Source organism: Variovorax sp. RTB1, assembly GCF_035018765.1.
Taxonomy (GTDB): Bacteria; Pseudomonadota; Gammaproteobacteria; order Burkholderiales; family Burkholderiaceae_C; genus Variovorax.
On the sequence record NZ_JASJXG010000003.1, the window covers coordinates 30,520 to 47,307 of the forward strand.

At 64.1% G+C, this 16,788-nt stretch carries 12 protein-coding genes; 9 read left to right on the top strand and 3 right to left on the bottom strand.

Annotated elements, in window-relative coordinates; all coding sequences use genetic code 11:
- Positions 1-3: 3 nt before the first annotated feature.
- From QN397_RS02785 to QN397_RS02795, 3 genes are read left to right on the top strand one after another with little or no spacing between them, the layout of a single operon-like run.
- Positions 4-729, top strand: coding sequence for a 4'-phosphopantetheinyl transferase family protein (locus QN397_RS02785; protein ID WP_323500014.1), 726 nt, complete (start codon positions 4-6; stop codon positions 727-729).
- Entirely contained in the window at positions 726-1,529 is an 804-nt protein-coding gene (locus QN397_RS02790) for an alpha/beta hydrolase family protein (protein ID WP_323500015.1), read from the top strand. The genes QN397_RS02785 and QN397_RS02790 overlap by 4 nt, the downstream gene beginning before the upstream one ends.
- On the top strand, positions 1,522-2,481 hold the full coding sequence (locus QN397_RS02795; protein WP_323500016.1) for an alpha/beta fold hydrolase: 960 nt from the start codon (positions 1,522-1,524) through the stop codon (positions 2,479-2,481). The genes QN397_RS02790 and QN397_RS02795 overlap by 8 nt, the downstream gene beginning before the upstream one ends.
- Positions 2,482-2,497: 16 nt before the next feature.
- On the opposite strand, the gene QN397_RS02800 is transcribed toward QN397_RS02795, so the two are convergent.
- Positions 2,498-5,650, bottom strand: a complete 3,153-nt coding sequence (locus tag QN397_RS02800; RefSeq protein WP_323500017.1) for an efflux RND transporter permease subunit — start codon at positions 5,648-5,650, stop codon at positions 2,498-2,500.
- Positions 5,647-6,906 carry an efflux RND transporter periplasmic adaptor subunit gene (locus QN397_RS02805; protein ID WP_323500018.1) on the bottom strand — a complete coding sequence of 420 codons (1,260 nt, stop codon included), beginning with the start codon at positions 6,904-6,906 and terminating at the stop codon, positions 5,647-5,649. The genes QN397_RS02800 and QN397_RS02805 overlap by 4 nt, the downstream gene beginning before the upstream one ends.
- Positions 6,907-7,118: 212 nt before the next feature.
- Between QN397_RS02805 and QN397_RS02810 the strand changes: the two genes are divergently transcribed.
- The 6 genes from QN397_RS02810 to mdoH all read left to right on the top strand — a co-directional run bounded on the left by QN397_RS02810 (position 7,119) and on the right by mdoH (position 15,259).
- Positions 7,119-7,613 (top strand): hypothetical protein, encoded by a 495-nt coding sequence (locus QN397_RS02810; protein ID WP_323500019.1) that lies wholly within the window; start codon positions 7,119-7,121, stop codon positions 7,611-7,613.
- A gap of 144 nt (positions 7,614-7,757) precedes the next feature.
- A complete protein-coding gene (gene miaB / locus QN397_RS02815; RefSeq protein ID WP_323500020.1) occupies positions 7,758-9,155 on the top strand; it encodes a tRNA (N6-isopentenyl adenosine(37)-C2)-methylthiotransferase MiaB in 1,398 nt (465 codons plus the stop codon).
- Positions 9,155-10,582, top strand: a complete 1,428-nt coding sequence (locus QN397_RS02820) for a sensor histidine kinase (protein WP_323500021.1) — start codon at positions 9,155-9,157, stop codon at positions 10,580-10,582. The genes miaB and QN397_RS02820 overlap by 1 nt, the downstream gene beginning before the upstream one ends.
- An 88-nt stretch (positions 10,583-10,670) precedes the next feature.
- Entirely contained in the window at positions 10,671-11,387 is a 717-nt protein-coding gene (locus QN397_RS02825; RefSeq protein WP_323500022.1) for a hypothetical protein, read from the top strand.
- A gap of 12 nt (positions 11,388-11,399) precedes the next feature.
- The gene (locus QN397_RS02830; protein ID WP_323500023.1) at positions 11,400-12,809 is read left to right on the top strand and encodes a sigma 54-interacting transcriptional regulator; all 1,410 of its coding nucleotides are present in this window, start codon (positions 11,400-11,402) and stop codon (positions 12,807-12,809) included.
- A 404-nt stretch (positions 12,810-13,213) separates the two neighbouring features.
- Positions 13,214-15,259, top strand: a complete 2,046-nt coding sequence (gene mdoH, locus QN397_RS02835; RefSeq protein ID WP_323500024.1) for a glucans biosynthesis glucosyltransferase MdoH — start codon at positions 13,214-13,216, stop codon at positions 15,257-15,259.
- 103 nt (positions 15,260-15,362) lie between these two features.
- Here mdoH and ffh read toward each other — a convergent pair whose 3' ends face one another.
- Positions 15,363-16,757 carry a signal recognition particle protein gene (gene ffh / locus QN397_RS02840; protein ID WP_323500025.1) on the bottom strand — a complete coding sequence of 465 codons (1,395 nt, stop codon included), beginning with the start codon at positions 16,755-16,757 and terminating at the stop codon, positions 15,363-15,365.
- Between the last annotated feature and the right edge of the window lie 31 nt (positions 16,758-16,788).

Here is a 16,788-nt window from a genome sequence, read left to right on the forward strand (position 1 = left end):
CACATGACCATCGCGCAGCTTCCATCGATTGCGGAATGCCGGCTGTGGCACGTCGACCTCGACGCTGCCGCCGCGCCGCAAGCGCGTGAGTGCTTGTCGGCCGATGAAAGCGCCCGCGCGGCGCGCTTCGTTTTCGAGCGCGACAGTCGCCGCTACGTGGCGGCGCACGTCGCGCTGCGCGAGGCGTTGTCGACGGTGACGGGCTCGACCGCTTGCGACCTGGCATTCGATGTCGGCGCATTCGGCAAGCCATCGCTCGCTGCGCCGTCGGCGCTCCGCTTCAATCTCAGTCACAGCGCGGCCGCCGGCCTCATCGCGATCGACGACAGCGACAGCGCTACGGAGATCGGTGTCGACGTCGAGGTGCTGCGGCCGTTGTCCTATTCCGCAGCGCTGGCGGCGGAATACTTCACTGCTGCCGAGCAACAAGGCCTGGCGGCTACGGCCCCCCCGGATCGCGACCTCGCGTTCCTCACCTGTTGGACGCGCAAGGAAGCCTGCGCAAAGGCGCTCGGACTTGGCCTGAGTATCGACACCCGTTCTTTCGAGGTAGGCGTGAATCTCGAGTCCCAAGACGTCGATATGGTCGTCGACGGCAGGACAGAGACATTGCGGGTGCACTCGTTCAGGCATGGTCCCGACCTCGTTTGCGCGTTCGCCAAAGTGGTCGTCGAAACGCCCTCCAAAATGATCCCCACCAATGCATTGATAGAAAGGGAATTCGCGTGATCCCATTGCTCTTCGGGCAACCGTCACGACAGCTATTCGGGCTGTATCACACTCCCGAAAAAAGCAGTGACTTAGCCGTGCTCATCTGCCCGCCTTTCGGGCAGGAGGCCATTCGCACCCATCGCTTCTTTCGTGTGCTGTCGGACCGACTGGCGCGCGGCGGCGCCGCGGTGTTGCGCTTCGACCTCTATGGCAGTGGCGACTCGGCTGGCATCGACCTCGATGGGGACATTGAAGGCTGGTGGCGCGACGTCTGTACGGCGCACGACGAACTTCGGCGGCATACAGCCGGCCGACGTGTAGTCTGGCTCGGCTCCCGGATGGGGGCGACGCTTGCGGCCATAGCCGACCGAAGTGGTCGTTGCGACCCCGACCGACTCGTCCTGTGGGACCCGATTTTCGACGGGCGCCGTTACATGGAAAGCCTGCGGGTGGCGCATGTCGAAGCGCTTGAGCGCTCGTACTTCATGCCCGACCGTGCATGGCGCCGTCGTCTCGAGAACGAAGCGGAGGCCTACACCGACGAAGTCCTCGGTGTCGCCATTTCCCCTGAGTTGCGCCAGCAGTTCCGTTCGCTCGTGCCGGAAGCCATCAAGGCGCCAACACACCGCACGGTGATGCTGGCCGATCCAGCCGACCACACGGCGAACAAGTGGGCGCAATCGGCCGTCGCCAACCATGCGCCCCTGCGCGTGGCCAGCTTTCGTCACTCCCTGGATTGGACGACAGATCCGAATGCTGAGAATCCAGTGGTTCCCGGTGAAGCTATCCAACGTTTACTGGCAGAAATAAATGAATGAGATCAAAGAATTTCCGGTTCTCTTCGGCAGCGACGGTTCGTTGCTTGGGATGGTTTCGGTGCCGGTGGATGGGCCCGTTCAACCGGTCGCCTGCATCTTCTACAACATGGGCGGCAACCACCGCGTGGGGCCTCGGCGGATCAATGTCAAGCTGGCGCGCCAACTGGCACGGGCTGGCGTCAGCAGCATTCGCTTCGACCTTGCCGGCTTGGGCGACAGCGGCCCGGTGACCGGCTCCCAAACCTTCATGGCGCGGGCGATTCTCGACGTCCAGGCGGCCATGGACCAAGTCCAGGAATCGCTCGGAATCCGGCGCTTTATTTTGATGGGCTTGTGCTCGGGAGCGCCGAGTTCGCTCGAAACCACCGTCGCCGATCCTCGCGTGGTGGGGCTGCTTCAGTTCGACGGCTACGCGTTTCCGGGGCGCCGTGCACGGTGGGAACGCGCACTGCGCCGAGCACTGGTGGTGCCAACCAATCCGATCATGATTCTGAAGACGGTGCGTTGGATCAAACGCAAGCTGGCCGGACCAGGCGCAATCGAAGGCGAAATCTTCACTACGGGCACGCTTGAAGATAAAGCAAAGGTCTTCGTCGACTGCATGAATATCGTGGCCGAGCGCAACATTCCGACGCTGCTGCTGTACACCGGCACCCTGAATTCGGTCGATCGGCATCTTGACCAGCTCGGCCCCTTTGCCAACGAGAAGTTCGCCAAGCACGTCGAATACGTTTTCATCGGCGAGATGGACCACAGCCTGACCACGCAGGCCACGCAGCGAATGTTTCTCAAAGTGGTGGGCGACTGGACAATGCGCGCCGTGCACGGCCTGACCTCGGCGGCGGTGAGGCCTGTAGCGAAGTCAGAGTCGAGCACCAGCAGTTTCGGCGCACTCACCGCGATACCGAACCCAAAGCGCACGGCGTCGCGTGCGATGGCGACAAGCCTCTAAAGCCCTTGGTCCCGCGTCAGACCACAACGCCAGGCGCTGGCTTGACAGCCGCCTCGCCGGGCAGCGTCTGCATCGGTCCGGTGCCGCTGTAGCGGTCGAGCGCCAAGTAGATCGCAGGCGTGATGTAGAGCGTGATCACCTGGGAGAACAGCAGCCCGCCGACCACTGCGACGCCCAGCGGTTGACGCAGCTCGGCACCGGCGCCGAGCCCGAGTGCCAACGGCAACGCGCCCATCAAGGCGGCAAGCGTCGTCATCAGAATCGGCCGAAAACGCAACCGACACGCTTCGCGAATCGCATCGACCGGCGCCATGCCTTCATTTCGCTGCGCGTCGAGTGCAAAGTCGATCATCATGATGGCGTTCTTCTTCACGATGCCGATCAACAGCAGGATGCCGATGGTCGCGATCAACGTCAGGTCGAAACCGAACAGCTTGAGCGACAACAAGGCGCCGACTGCCGCTGAAGGCAGCCCGGCCAGAATCGTCAGCGGATGGATGTAGCTCTCGTACAGCACTCCGAGCAGCACGTAAATGACGAGCACCGCCAGGATGAGCAGCACGGCCTGGCTCGACTGCGAACTCTGGAACACCGCCGCATCGCCACCGTAGCTGGTGATGATCGACGGCGGCATCTTGATCTCCGCCGTGAAGCGGTCGATCTTGTTGGTGGCATCGCCGAGCGGGACGTTGGGCGCCAGATTGAACGACACAGTGACCGCCTGCAGCTGACCCTGGTGGTTGACCGAGGTGGGCCCGACCGTGCGCTTGACGGTTGAAAACGCCGACAGCGGCACCAGCTGACCGGCGCGGTTGCGCACCGACAAACGCGACATGTCGTCCTCGAACTGACGGTCGTCGTCGGAGGCCGAAAGAATCACCTGGTAGGTATTGCTGGCGCTGTAGATGCTGCCGATCTGCCGGTCGCCATAGGCGTTGTAGAGGGCGGTGCGCAAGTCGCCGACCGACACACCGAGCACGCCCGCTTTGTCGCGATCGATGTCGAGCGTGGCCTGCAGACCGCGATTCTGCGAGTCACTGGTGACGTCGCGAAAAACCGCATCGCCGCGCATGCGTTCCATGAGCTTGTTGGCCCATTCGCTCATCTCGCCAGCGCTCACACTTTGCAGCGTGTACTGGAACCGCGCCTTGCTCTGGCGCCCGCCGAGTTGCAGGTTCTGCACCGGCCGCATGTAGACGGCGATGCCGGGGATTTCACGGAAGCGTTTGCGCAATGATTCGAGCACTTGCGCCATCGGCGGGCGCTCGCTGCGGGCCTTGAGCACGGCGAACAATCGACCGGAATTCTGCGTGGCCGTCGGGCCACCGACGCCGACGAACGAGTTGACGTAGTCGACGCTCGGATCTTTGCCCAGCGTTTCGGCCACGCGGTCTTGCAGCACCTTCATCGCGGTGAAGGAAATGTCTTCGGCCGCTTCGGTCGTGATCTGGATCTGGCCGATGTCTTCCTCGGGGAAGAAGCCTTTGGGAATCGTCACGAACATCCACGCGGTGAGCACGAAGGTCAATGCGGCGATCCCGAGCATCACCGGGCGGTGCAGCAAAGTCCAGTCGAGCGTGCGCATGTAGTTGCGATGCACCCATTGGTAGCCACGCTCGAAGCCGCGGCCGATGGCGGTGCCAGGCTCGGGATGCTGCTCTTCATGATCGAGCACGCCTTCCTTCACCGCCACCTGCTTCAGCAAGCGGCTGGCCAGCATAGGCACCAGTGTCAGCGACACGATGGCCGACACCAGCACGGCGAGCGCCACGACCACAGCGAACTCGTGAAAGAGCAAGCCGATGACGCCCGGCATAAAGAACACCGGGATGAACACCGCCACCAGCGAGATCGAGATCGAGACGATGGTGAAGCCGACTTCGCGTGCGCCGCGCAGCGCTGCTGCGTAGGGCTCCATACCCTTCTCGACGTATCGCATGATGTTTTCGAGCACCACGATCGCGTCGTCGACCACCAGCCCGACCGCCAGCGTGATGCCGAGCAGCGAGACGTTGTCCAGGCTGTAGCCGAAGGCATAGAGCAAGGCGACCGCGCCGACCAGCGAGATCGGAATCGTCGCCGCCGGAATCAGCGTCGCGACGATGCGATGCAAAAACAAAAAGATGACCAGCACGACCAGCAGGATGGTGCCGATGAGCGTGAGTTGCACGTCGTGCACCGCCTCGCGGATCGACAGCGAGCGGTCGTTGACGAGATTGATTTCAACCGACTGCGGCAGCTCGGCACGGAAGCGCGGCATGAGCGCGCGCACGGCGTCGACCACCTGCACGGTGTTGGCGTTCGGCTGGCGTTGCACCGCGAGCGAGATCGAGCTTTGACCGTTGAAGCTGCTGGCCGTCTTGACCGATTCGAAGCTGTCTTGGATGGTCGCTACTTCGTCGAGCCGCACCGGTGCGCCGTCGCGTTGACCGACGATGAGCTTGGCGAAGTCGGCCGCCTTCATGAGCTGCTGGTTGGCCTGAATAGTCAGCGTTTGGCGCGGGCCGTCGAGCACGCCGACCGGCGTGTTGGCGTTGGCCGAGTTCACCGCCTTCGCCAGCTCGTCGAGCGTGATGTTGCGCGCGTTGAGCAGGTTCGCGTCGGCCTTGATTCGCACCGCGAACGCCTTGCGGCCGTACACGCCGACCTGCGCCACGCCGTCGATGGTCGAGAGGGTGGGCGAGATCAGGTTTTCGGCGTAGTCGTTGAGTTCCGCCGGGTTCATCGACGGCGACACCAGCGCGATGAAGAGCACCGGTGCGTCGGCCGGGTTCACCTTGCGGTACGACGGCATCTGCGTGAGCTCGATCGGCAACTGCCGCTGTGCGCGCAACAGCGCAGCCTGCACGTCCACCGCAGCGGCATCGATGTCGCGGGAGCTGACGAACTCGAGGGTGAGTGAGGTCACGCCCTGCGTGTTGACCGAGCTGATGGTCTGCAGGCCGGGAATGGTCGAAAACTGCTTTTCCAGCGGCAGCGCGACCGAAGACGCCATCGTGTCGGGGCTCGCCCCCGGCAACTGCGCCGACACGTTGATGACCGGCGTGTTGTAGCTGGGCAGCGCGGCGACTGGAATGTTGAGGTACGCAAAGATGCCGATGACCACCACCGCGGCCGACAGCAGCACCGTCATCGCCGGCCGGCGGATGCACAGCTCGGAAATGTTCATGCGCGCTCCCGGGCCTTGGGGTCGACTTGTGCGGGCGACAGCGCAGCCGGCGATGCCGAGCCGGAGGACGCGGGCGATGACGTATCGGGCGACTTGCCAGGCGACCGGCCCGGCGCAGCGGCGGGTGCAGCCGCCGCTTCGATGCGCACCTTGCCGCCGGGACGCACATTCTGCTTGCCTTCGATGACGACCATCTCTCCCGGCTCGACGCCACGCACCACGACCTGCGTGCCGAAGGTGTAGACGGTCTGCACCTTGCGTCGCGTGGCTGTCTGATCGGCATTGACGACATACAGCGCATTGCCTTCGGCCAGCATCATGACGGCCGCGGCAGGGACCACTGTCGCATCGCGCAGGGTGCGCACGATCACCCGCGTTTCGACGAACTGCCCGGGCCACAGGCCCTGGTCGGCGTTGTCGAAAACGGCTTTGGCGCGCACCGTGCCGATCAGCGGATCGACCGTGTTGTCGACAAAGCTGAGCGCGCCGGCCAGCGGCTCCTTGCGGCCCTTGACCACGGCCTCGACCCGCGTCTTCGCGCGGGCGGCGGCCAGCAAATCCTGAAGCTGCCCTTCAGGCACCGGAAAGCTCACAGCGATCGGGTCGAGCTGCGTGATCGTCACCAGCGTGCCGGCCGGCTGCACCAGCGTGCCCGGGTAGATGTTGACGGCACCGATGCGCCCGGCGATGGGCGCTCGCAGCGTGGAATAGCCGAGCGCGACTTGCGCCGACTGCACTGCGGCGCGATCGGCCGCGACCGCCGCGCGCTGGGCTTCTAGCTGCGACAGCGTCGAATCGGCCGCACTCTTGGCAATGAAGTTCTGCGCCACCAGATCCTGGCTGCGCTTGTACTGGCGCTCCAGGTCAGCCATCGTCGCCTCGTCTTTTTGCTGCTGGGCACGGGCCTTGGCCAGATTGGCCTGATCCGGCCGCTGGTCGAGCGTGAAGAGCAACTGGCCGGCTTTGACGAACTGGCCTTCCTTGACGTGCACCTCGCTCACCGTATTGGTGACTTGGGGCCGCAGATCGACGCTGTTGAGCGAGACCACGCTGCCGTTGACCTGCACCGTGACCGGCACCGTTTGCTTCAGCGCGGCAGCGACTGTGACCAAGGCCGGCGCGCCTGCGCCGGGTACGCTGGCGGCCGCGGCCTTCGCGGCGGTGTCGCGCGAATGCGATCCCGACCACCACCAGGCTGCCCCTGCGACGGCGACGACGAGCACACCGGTCAGGGCGCGGGAGGCATTCTTCTTCATGGGGACGTTTTCATAGAGTCGAAAGGAGGCGTCTGCGGGCATGGGCAGGGGCGCCTGCTATTGGAGCAGTGGCCCGGCAGCCCGTCCACAAAAGGTTTCTTTATAAGTCTGGCGAAATATGAACCAGCACACGGACATGACCATCGCACCAGGGAACATGCAAGATCGGCGCCGCTAGAATCTCCGCTTCCCACAGCCTCTGGATGTACCCCATGAAACGCTGCAAAAATTCCCCGAATGCTCACATTTTAATAGCGCTCTGCGCTGTGCTGGCGCCTGCTGCGGCGCTCTTTACTGTCGATGCGCATGCTCAGGCAGTGCCGGTGCCACAGACCCAGTTCGAAGCAGAAGCCGGCGGCCGCAACTTTCCGATCGGCACGCTGCGCGGCAAGTTCATGGTGCTCAATCCGCCTGAAATCAAGCTCGACGGTGACCTGGAGCGCATGTCGCCGGGTGCACGCGTTCGCAGTGCGCAAAACATGCTTGTGATGCCCGGCGCGATCGTCGGCCAGAACTTGCTGGTCAATTACACGCGCGACGCATCCAACCTCGTGTCGCAGGTGTGGATCCTGACACCCGACGAAGCGCGCGCCGACCGCGAATCGGCTGAAAAGCCCTTTCTGAATTTTTGGCCTTTCGTGGCCAACAGCGGCCCGCGGGACGACGGTAAGACACCGTTCGACCAGTTGCCCAAGTACGGCGAATAACGCCGGCGAACCAGGCCGCGCTTCCCGCGCCGCTCTACCCGCCCTACTGTTCTTGCTGCTGAACGCGATCGCCCGCCGTGAGGCGCTCTCAGCCCTCATCCGTCTTCAGCTTCCCTCCATCAAAGCGGTCGCATCGCGCATTCCATGTCCAAAAAAGTCTTTATCAAAACCTTCGGTTGCCAGATGAACGAGTACGACTCGGACAAGATGGCCGATGTGCTGCACGCCGCCGAGGGTTACGAGCAAACCCAGGATGTCGATGAAGCCGACCTCATCCTCTTCAACACCTGCTCGGTGCGCGAGAAGGCGCAAGAGAAGGTCTTCAGCGATCTCGGCCGCGTGAAGCACCTGAAGGCCAAGGGCGTGAAGATCGGCGTGGGCGGTTGCGTGGCGAGCCAGGAAGGCGAAGCCATCATCGCGCGCGCGCCTTATGTCGACATCGTGTTCGGCCCGCAAACCTTGCACCGCCTGCCCGAACTGTTGAACCAGCGCGCGGTGCAGGGCCGGCCGCAGGTCGACATCAGTTTTCCAGAGATCGAAAAGTTCGACCATCTGCCGCCGGCACGCGTCGACGGCGTCACCGCCTTCGTATCGATCATGGAAGGCTGCTCTAAATACTGCAGCTACTGCGTGGTGCCTTACACCCGTGGCGAGGAGGTGAACAGGCCGCTCGACGACGTGCTTGTGGAAGTCGCCGGTCTGGCCGACCAGGGCGTGCGCGAAGTCACGCTGCTGGGCCAGAACGTCAACGCCTACCGCGGCAGGATGGGTGACACCAGCGAGATTGCCGATTTCGCACTGCTGATTGAATACATCGCCGAGATCCCAGGCATCGAGCGCATCCGATACACGACCAGTCATCCGAACGAGTTCACGCCGCGGCTGATCGAGGCCTACGCGAAGGTGCCGAAGCTCGTCTCGCATCTGCATCTGCCTGTGCAGCACGGCAGCGACCGCATCCTGATGGCGATGAAGCGCGGCTACACGGCGATGGAGTACAAAAGCACGGTGCGCAAGCTGCGCGCCATCCGTCCCGAGCTTGCGTTGAGCAGCGACTTCATCGTCGGCTTCCCTGGCGAAACCGATGACGACTTCGCCAAGACCATGAAGCTGATCGACGACTGCCGGTTCGACGCGAGCTTCAGCTTTATCTTCAGCCCGCGTCCCGGCACGCCGGCAGCGCAATTGCACGACGACACGCCGCACGCAGTCAAGCTGGCGCGCCTGCAAACGCTTCAGGCCGTCATCGACGGCAATGTGCGGCGCTTCGGCGAAGCGATGGTGGGCAGCACGCAGCGGGTGTTGGTCGAAGGCAGGTCGCGCAAGGATGCGAACGAACTCATGGGACGCACCGAGTGCAATCGGGTCGTCAATTTTGAAGCGCCACCACGAAGCCTGCAGATGCCCGAGTTGCTGGTCGGCCAGATGCTCGACCTGACCATCACGCGGTCGCTGGCCTACACGCTGCGTGGCGAGGTGGCAACGCGTGAATCGGGGGCCGCGATGCTGACCCCTGAAGCTCACGCAGTGCTCGCCGCCTGATGGCGAAATTGCCTTCGGCACGCGGCTCGTTCCAGCAGCTGCTGCTCTTTGCGTTTTTGCTGATCACCGCTCTGCTGGTGGGTGTGGCGGTGCGCTCGGTATTCCAGTACGACCTGTTGATGACGCAGAGCCGCGACGCGGCGGCGCGCGCCGTCACGCTGTCGGGCGCCGCCCAGTCGCTGGCCGAGCGCAGCGCCGCGATGGAGCGTGCCGGCCGCCAGTCGCTGGTGCTCAACGACGCGGTGCTGCGGCGCCGCTTTACCGATGCCGAGCACGACGCGAATAACGCGCTCGACAAGCTGGTGCAAAACGACCTTGGCGTGCCCGCCGCCGACGCCTGGCGTCAGCAGCTCAATGTCATCAACGACCTCATGAACGGCAGCCCCGACAGCGCCCTCACGCGCGAAAGCTCGATGGCGGTGCAGTTTCGCGATCTCGATGCGCTCAACACCAACATCGCGCAGCAGGCGCAATTGCTGATCGAAACGCAAAACAGCGCGCTGGCGACGCGCATCGAGAACGCCCGCAAGCGGCTGATGCGCCAGGTCATCGCCGCGAGCGTGCTGGCGGTGACGCTGGCGCTGGCGTTCGGCGTGTGGCTGGCGCGACCGTTCAAGCGGCTCGAACGCGCCATCGTCGGGCTCGGCGAAAACCGGCTCGACGTGCCGATCGACATTCGCGGGCCGGCCGACGTGCGCCGCGTATCGCAGCAACTCGAATGGTTGCGCTTGCGGCTGACCGAACTCGACGCCGACAAGGCACGCTTCCTGCGGCACGTCTCGCATGAACTCAAGACACCACTCGCCGCGCTGCGCGAAGGCGTGTCTTTACTGGAAGACGGCGTGACCGGCGCGCTCAATCCGGCGCAGCGTGAAGTCGCGCAAATCCTGCAACAAAACACAGTGGCGTTGCAGGGGCAGATCGAAGCCCTGCTCCGCTTCAACGCAGCGGCCTTCGAGGCACGCGAACTGCGGCGCGAGCGGACCGCGCTGTTGCCGCTTATCGAAGAGCAGATCGATTCGCAGCGCCTGCAGTGGCAAGGCCAGGGCCTCACTGTGCGGGCGAGCGGCGAGCCGCTCATGATCACGGTCGACCCGGTCAAACTGGGCACCGCCATCGCCAACCTGCTGTCGAACGCTATTCGGTTTTCGAGCCGCGGCGGCACCATCGCCATCGAGGTGTCGAGCACGCCGGAATTCGCGCGCATCGACATCGGCGACGCCGGCCCCGGCATCGCGCCGGGTGATCGCGACCGCGTGTTCGAGCCGTTCTTCCGGGGCGAGCGTCAACCTGAGCACGCGGTGAAGGGAACGGGCATCGGACTTTCGATCGTGCAGGAGTACATTGCAGCTCACGGTGGTCGCATCTCGCTGCTGCCCGATGGCCCCGGCGCCCGCTTTCGCATCGAGCTGCCGCTGACCGTCTGACGCCACGCCGGTATTCACCCGTACCTTCACGCCCGAACTTCACACCTTGCATTCCGTTTTGCACGTTCTCACGCGCCGTCTCAAGACCATGTCTTTTTCGATCGTCCGCTGGTCATCCACCGCTTTGATGGTGTCCGTGACGCTGGTCACGCCGCTGTGGCTGGCAGGTTGCACCGTCGCGCCGAGGCAGCCTGCTGCCGAAGCCAGCGTCAGCCCTCCGGCGCATGCCGCGGTGCCGCCGTCACCGCCGGCGGTGCAGCCGGTCGAGGTGGAACCCACGCCGCCCGCCACGCAGCCGGCGTCGATCTTCACGCTCATGACTCAAGGACCGGTCGCGGCGATGCTGCAGTACAGCGAGAAAGTGCGGGGCATGAGCGGCGGCGAGCTATCAACCGAACTGCAACGCATCGGCGACCCGGGCGATTCGCCCACGACGCAGATGCAGGTTGCATTGGTGCTTGCGCAGACGCGCGTGCCGGCCGATCTCGCCCGCGCCATGGGTTTGCTGCAACGGGTTTCGACCAGCAACGCATCGGACGCAAAGCCGCTTCAACCGCTGGCCCGCGCTCTGGCATCGCGCTACAACGAACAGCGCCGTGTCGAAGACGACCGCGATCGCCAGGTTGCACAGTTGCGCGACGCTCAGCGCCGCATCGACCAGCTCAACGATCGCATCGAGGCGCTGCGCGCCATCGAACGCAGCTTTGCGCGCCCTGCCGCCAATGCGCCGACCGGCTCGGGCACGCCGGCCGGCGGTGCCGCACCCGCCGCCAACTCCGGCAACGGCGCGAAGCCTGCGCCTTGACTGACTGACACCATGACCGAAGCGCCCCCCGCCAAGCCGACCGGCGCCAAGCTGCTGGTGGTCGACGACGACCCGGACATGCTGCGCCTCCTGTCGATGCGGCTGGCCTCGTCCAACTACCAGGTGACGGCGGTGACGTCGGCCGAATCGGCACTGACGCAGCTCGAGATCGAACATCCGCAACTGGTGCTGAGCGACGTGCGCTTGCCGGGGCGCGACGGCCTGGCGCTGTTCGACGAGATTCGCAAGCGCCATCCGACGCTGCCGGTGATCTTGCTGACCGCACACGGGACCATTCCCGATGCTGTCGAGGCCACGGCACGCGGCGTGTTCACTTACCTGACCAAGCCCTACGACAGTCGCGAACTGCTCGAGAAAATTTCGCAGGCGCTGGCGCTCGGCTCTCCAGTCACGCCGACCAGCAAGGGTGGTGGCGATGAAAGCTGGCGCGCTGAAATCGTCAGCCGCAGCAACCGAATGTCCGAAGTGCTGGCCGAGGCGCGGATGATCGCCCAGTCGGACGCCAGCGTGCTGCTGCGCGGCGACAGCGGCGCCGGGAAGGAACTGCTGGCCCGGGCCATCCACCGGGCCAGTGCGCGCGCTTCCAAGCCTTTCGTCGCGGTCAATTGCGGTGCCATTCCCGAGGCGCTGCTCGAGAGCGAGTTGTTCGGCCACATGAAGGGCGCCTTCACCGACGCGGTGGCCAACCACAAGGGCCTGTTTCAACAAGCCGACGGCGGCACGCTACTGCTCGATGAAATCGGCGACATGCCGCCTGCCTTGCAGGTCAAGCTGCTCCGTGTGCTGCAGGAGCGCGCGGTGCGTCCGCTCGGTGCCAGCCAGTCGATCGACGTCGACGTGCGCATCATCTCGGCGACGCACCGCGACCTCGATGCAGCGATGGCCGCGCATCAGTTCCGGGAAGACCTTTATTACCGTCTGAACGTGGTGACGTTGACGTTGCCGCCGTTGAGCGCACGCCGCGAAGACATTCCGCTCCTGGCGAATCACTTCTTGCAGCGCCTGTCGGTCAAATACGGCAAACGGCTCTCCGGTTTCGCGCCGGAAGCGCTGAAGGCGCTGACGACGGCTTCGTGGCCCGGCAATGTGCGTCAGTTGTTCAACGTGGTCGAACAGGTCTGCGCGCTGTCGAGTTCGCCGCTGATTCCACTGTCGCTGGTCCAGCGGGCGCTCCGCGTCCCAAGCGTCGAGGTTCAGACCTATGCCGAAGCCAAGCAGCGCTTCGAGCGTGATTACCTGGTTGGCTTGCTGAAACTGACCGACGGCAACGTGGCCGACGCAGCCCGTTTGGCCGATCGGAATCGGACCGAGTTCTATCGATTGCTGCAGAAGCACGAACTGACGCCGGGACACTTCAAGGCAGATGTGTCGCAAACGCCCGGCGATCCTGTCGCAAACTAGCGACGTGGCTTAAGCGTTGATTTTGTTGGGAATTTTTTAGCAGGTCTGCCGGCCTGTCGGGATTCGGCGACAAAAACGAGGGTTTTCGAGCATCCGGCAGGCTTGAACAACCAAAAAAGAGCTTTCATCTGCCGCAAGTCGTTGGTGTACAACGAATTTTCCATGCTGGCACAGGGTTTGCCCCTGTAGATGCATGACAGCACAAAACAGCCCCTCTTTCGCACTGCGCCAGCAGCGCGACGGCGTCCGTCAAACACAGTTTTCCCTCTCACGGCCCCGTGCTGCGAGCCAACGACTCGGCGCTTTCAGTGCCGCCCACGGTGTCGCTCCAGATTGCGTGTTCAAGCGCTTTCCGGCAATTGGCGACATCGCTTCCCTCGACAAGCAACGCTCTTGAGGTATCCATGAAGCCGAACGATTTCTCCCAATCGCGCATGCTGGCCGACAGCAACGTTCTGCATGCTGCTGATGGTGCCCAAGTGGTGGCGACGCAACGCAGCGACCTGCGCGAAGAGCGCCATCCCAACGCAGTGACTGCACCGCCGGTTAACCGAGGCTCCATGACGCCTCGCCCTTGGCGAGGTTTCTGGAACAGCCTCGGCACCGCTGCGCTGGTCAAGCTCGGCGCTGGTGGCGTCGGCAAAGCTGCGCAAGAACATAAGCAAGTCGAACTGACGCAACCCTGGCAGCGTGCGGCCAAGCAACGGCGCCTGGCGTTCATGCTGCTGACGCTGATCAGCACGGTGATCGCTTCGACGCTGTTCGCCCGGATCCAGCCCGACTACGACAACGTCTGGCTCGAGTACGGCCAGATCGGCCTGTATGGCTTGCTGTCCGGCTGGGTCGTGACCGGTTTCGTGACCGCGCTCATGGGCTTCTATGTTTCCGTCAAGGGCGACAAGCATTCCTTGTCGGTCAAGCAAGTGGCGGGTCATTCGATGAACCCCGAAGCCCGCACGGCAATCATCATGCCGATCTGCAACGAAGACGTGTCGACGGTGTTCGCCGGCCTGCGCGCCACTTGCGAATCGGTTGCGGCCACCGGCCATGCGAAGCAGTTCGACGTGTTCGTGCTGTCGGACAGCTACTCGCCTGAAACCGCCGCCGCCGAGCGCGCCGCCTGGGAAGACCTCCGCGCCGCACTCGCCACCAGCCCGAATCAGCCGCAGGTCGAGGTTTACTACCGCCTGCGCACCCGCCGCACGCATCGCAAGGCCGGCAACGTCGCCGACTTCTGCCGTCGCTGGGGCAAGGACTATCGCTACATGGTGGTGCTCGACGCCGACTCCGTCATGAGCGGCGACTGCCTGACCTCCATGGTCAAGCTGATGGAAGCCAACCCGACCGCCGGCATCATCCAGACCGCGACGCAGGCCATCGGCCACGTCACGCTGCACGCCCGCGCTCAACAATTCGCTTCCCGCGTGACGGGTCGCATGTTCACGCTGGGCATGCAGTTCTGGCAACTGGGCGAATCGCACTACTGGGGCCACAACGCCATCATCCGCGTCGAGCCTTTTATGAAGCATTGCGCGCTGGCCCCGATCAAGGGTACCGGCGGGATGTCCGGCGGCATCATGTCGCACGACTTCGTCGAAGCTGCGCTGATGCGCCGTGCCGGCTACAACGTGTGGCTCGTCGCCGACCTGGTCGGTAGCTATGAACAACAACCGCCAGATCTGCTGGCAGAACTGCAGCGCGATCGCCGCTGGTGCCAGGGCAATCTGCAAAACGCCCGTCTGATGGCCGAGCCCGGCATTCACTCGGTGCACCGCGCGATGTTCGTGACCGGCACGATGGCATATGCGTCGGCGCCCCTGTGGCTGGCTTTCCTGACGTTTGGTACGGCTCTTTGGCTGTCGGGCTCCAGCCTGGTCGCAACCTGGAACGTGCTGCCTTCCGAACTCGTTGGCTTGTGGGTGTGGACGCTGTGTCTCTTGTTCCTGCCCCGCATCCTGGGCATCGCCGCTGTGCTGATGCGCGGTGAGCAACGTCAGTACGGTGGCGTTCGGGGCCTGCTGAAGAGCACTGTGCTCGAGAGTGCCCTCGCGATCGTTCAAGCTCCGGTGCGCATGCTGGCCCATTCGCTCTTCGTCGTTGTGGCCCTCACCGGCATCAAGCTCGACTGGAAGTCACCCCCGCGTGAAGCCAATGCCGTGCCGTGGAAGACCGCTGCTTCGCAACTCGCGCCAATGACGCTGGTGATCGCTGCCCTGGCAGTCGGCATCGCGATGATCGACCCGAGCGCATTGATCTGGTTGATGCCGGTCGGCCTGCCGCTGCTGCTCGCGATCCCGCTCACCGTGTTGACCAGCCAGATCGCACTCGGTACCTCGCTCCGCGAACGCGGCTGGCTGCTGATCCCGGAAGAGTCACGTTCGCCGGCCGTTCTGCGCCGTGCCTGGATGCACGCGGTGCGCTTGGCCCGCCCGGCGCTGGCTGCGGTCTAAGACCCTTGCCTGGCGCGTTCGTCGCGTACCCACAAAAAAGCCCGCTCGATGCGGGCTTTTTTGTTGCCTGTCTTATGGCACTGCGGCGATTTTTCGACCGTGTTCAGAAGCGCGGCATGCCGCCGCCACCGCCGGGTCCGCCCATCCCTGGCATGCCTTTCATGCCGCCCATCTTCTTCATCATCTTCATGAGGCCGCCGCCCTTCATCTTCTTCATCATGGTCTGCATCTGCTCGAACTCGTTGAGCAGGCGGTTCACTTCCTGCACCTGAACCCCGGCGCCAGCCGCGATGCGGCGCTTGCGCGTGGCTTTCAACACTTCCGGCTTGCGGCGTTCCAGCGGCGTCATGCTCTGGATGATGCCTTCCTTGCGGCGGATGTCGCGCTCGGCACGCGTCATGTCGGCTTCGGTCGCCTTGGCGGCCATCTGCTGCGGCAGCTTGTCCATGATGCTAGACAGGCCTCCCATCTGCTTCATCTGCTGCAGTTGGCTCAAAAAGTCGTCGAGGTCGAAACCGGCGCCGCTCTTGACCTTGGCCGCCAGCTTTTGCGCCGCCGCGACGTCGACACCGGCAGTCACCTGCTCGACCAGCGCCACGATGTCGCCCATGCCGAGAATGCGGCCGGCGTAACGCTCGGCGTCGAACACCTCGAGCCCGTCGATCTTCTCGCTGGTGCCGGCGAACTTGATAGGCACGCCGGTCACTTGCCGCACAGACAGCGCCGCGCCACCGCGCGAATCGCCGTCAGTCTTGGTCAGGATGATGCCGGTCAGCGGCAACGCGTCCTTGAAGGCCTTGGCCGTGTTGATCGCGTCCTGCCCCTGCATAGCGTCGACGACGAACAACGTTTCGATCGGATTCAACGCCGCGTGCAGTTCCTTGATCTCGGCCATCAGGGCTTCGTCGATGGCCAGGCGACCCGCCGTGTCGACCAGCAGCACATCGAAGAAATGACGCTTGGCGTGGTCGAGCGCGGCACGCGCGATGTCGAGCGGCTTCTGGTCGGGCGTGCTTGGGAACCATTCGGCGCCGGCCTGGACGGTGACCATCTTGAGCTGCTCGATGGCGGCCGGCCGGTACACGTCGCCCGACACGGTCAGCACTTTCTTCTTGCGCTTTTCGATCAGGTGCTTGGCCAGCTTGGCGACGGTGGTGGTCTTGCCCGCGCCCTGCAGGCCGGCCATCAGGATCACGGCCGGCGGTTGCGCCACCAGGTTGATGTCCGACACGCCCTGGCCGATGGTCGCGGTGAGCTCGCGGTTGACGATGCCGACCAGCGCCTGCCCCGGCTTGAGCGAGCCCAGTACTTCCTGGCCGAGCGCTTTCTCTTTGACGCGGGCGACGAAGTCACGCACCACCGGCAACGCGACGTCGGCTTCGAGCAACGCCATCCGCACTTCGCGCAGCATGTCCTGCACGTTGGCTTCGGTGATGCGGGCCTGCCCGCTCATCTGCTTGACGAGGCGGGAGAATTTTTCTGTGAGGGCGGTGGCCATGAGGGGATGCCTTGGAGATGCCGTGAAGCGC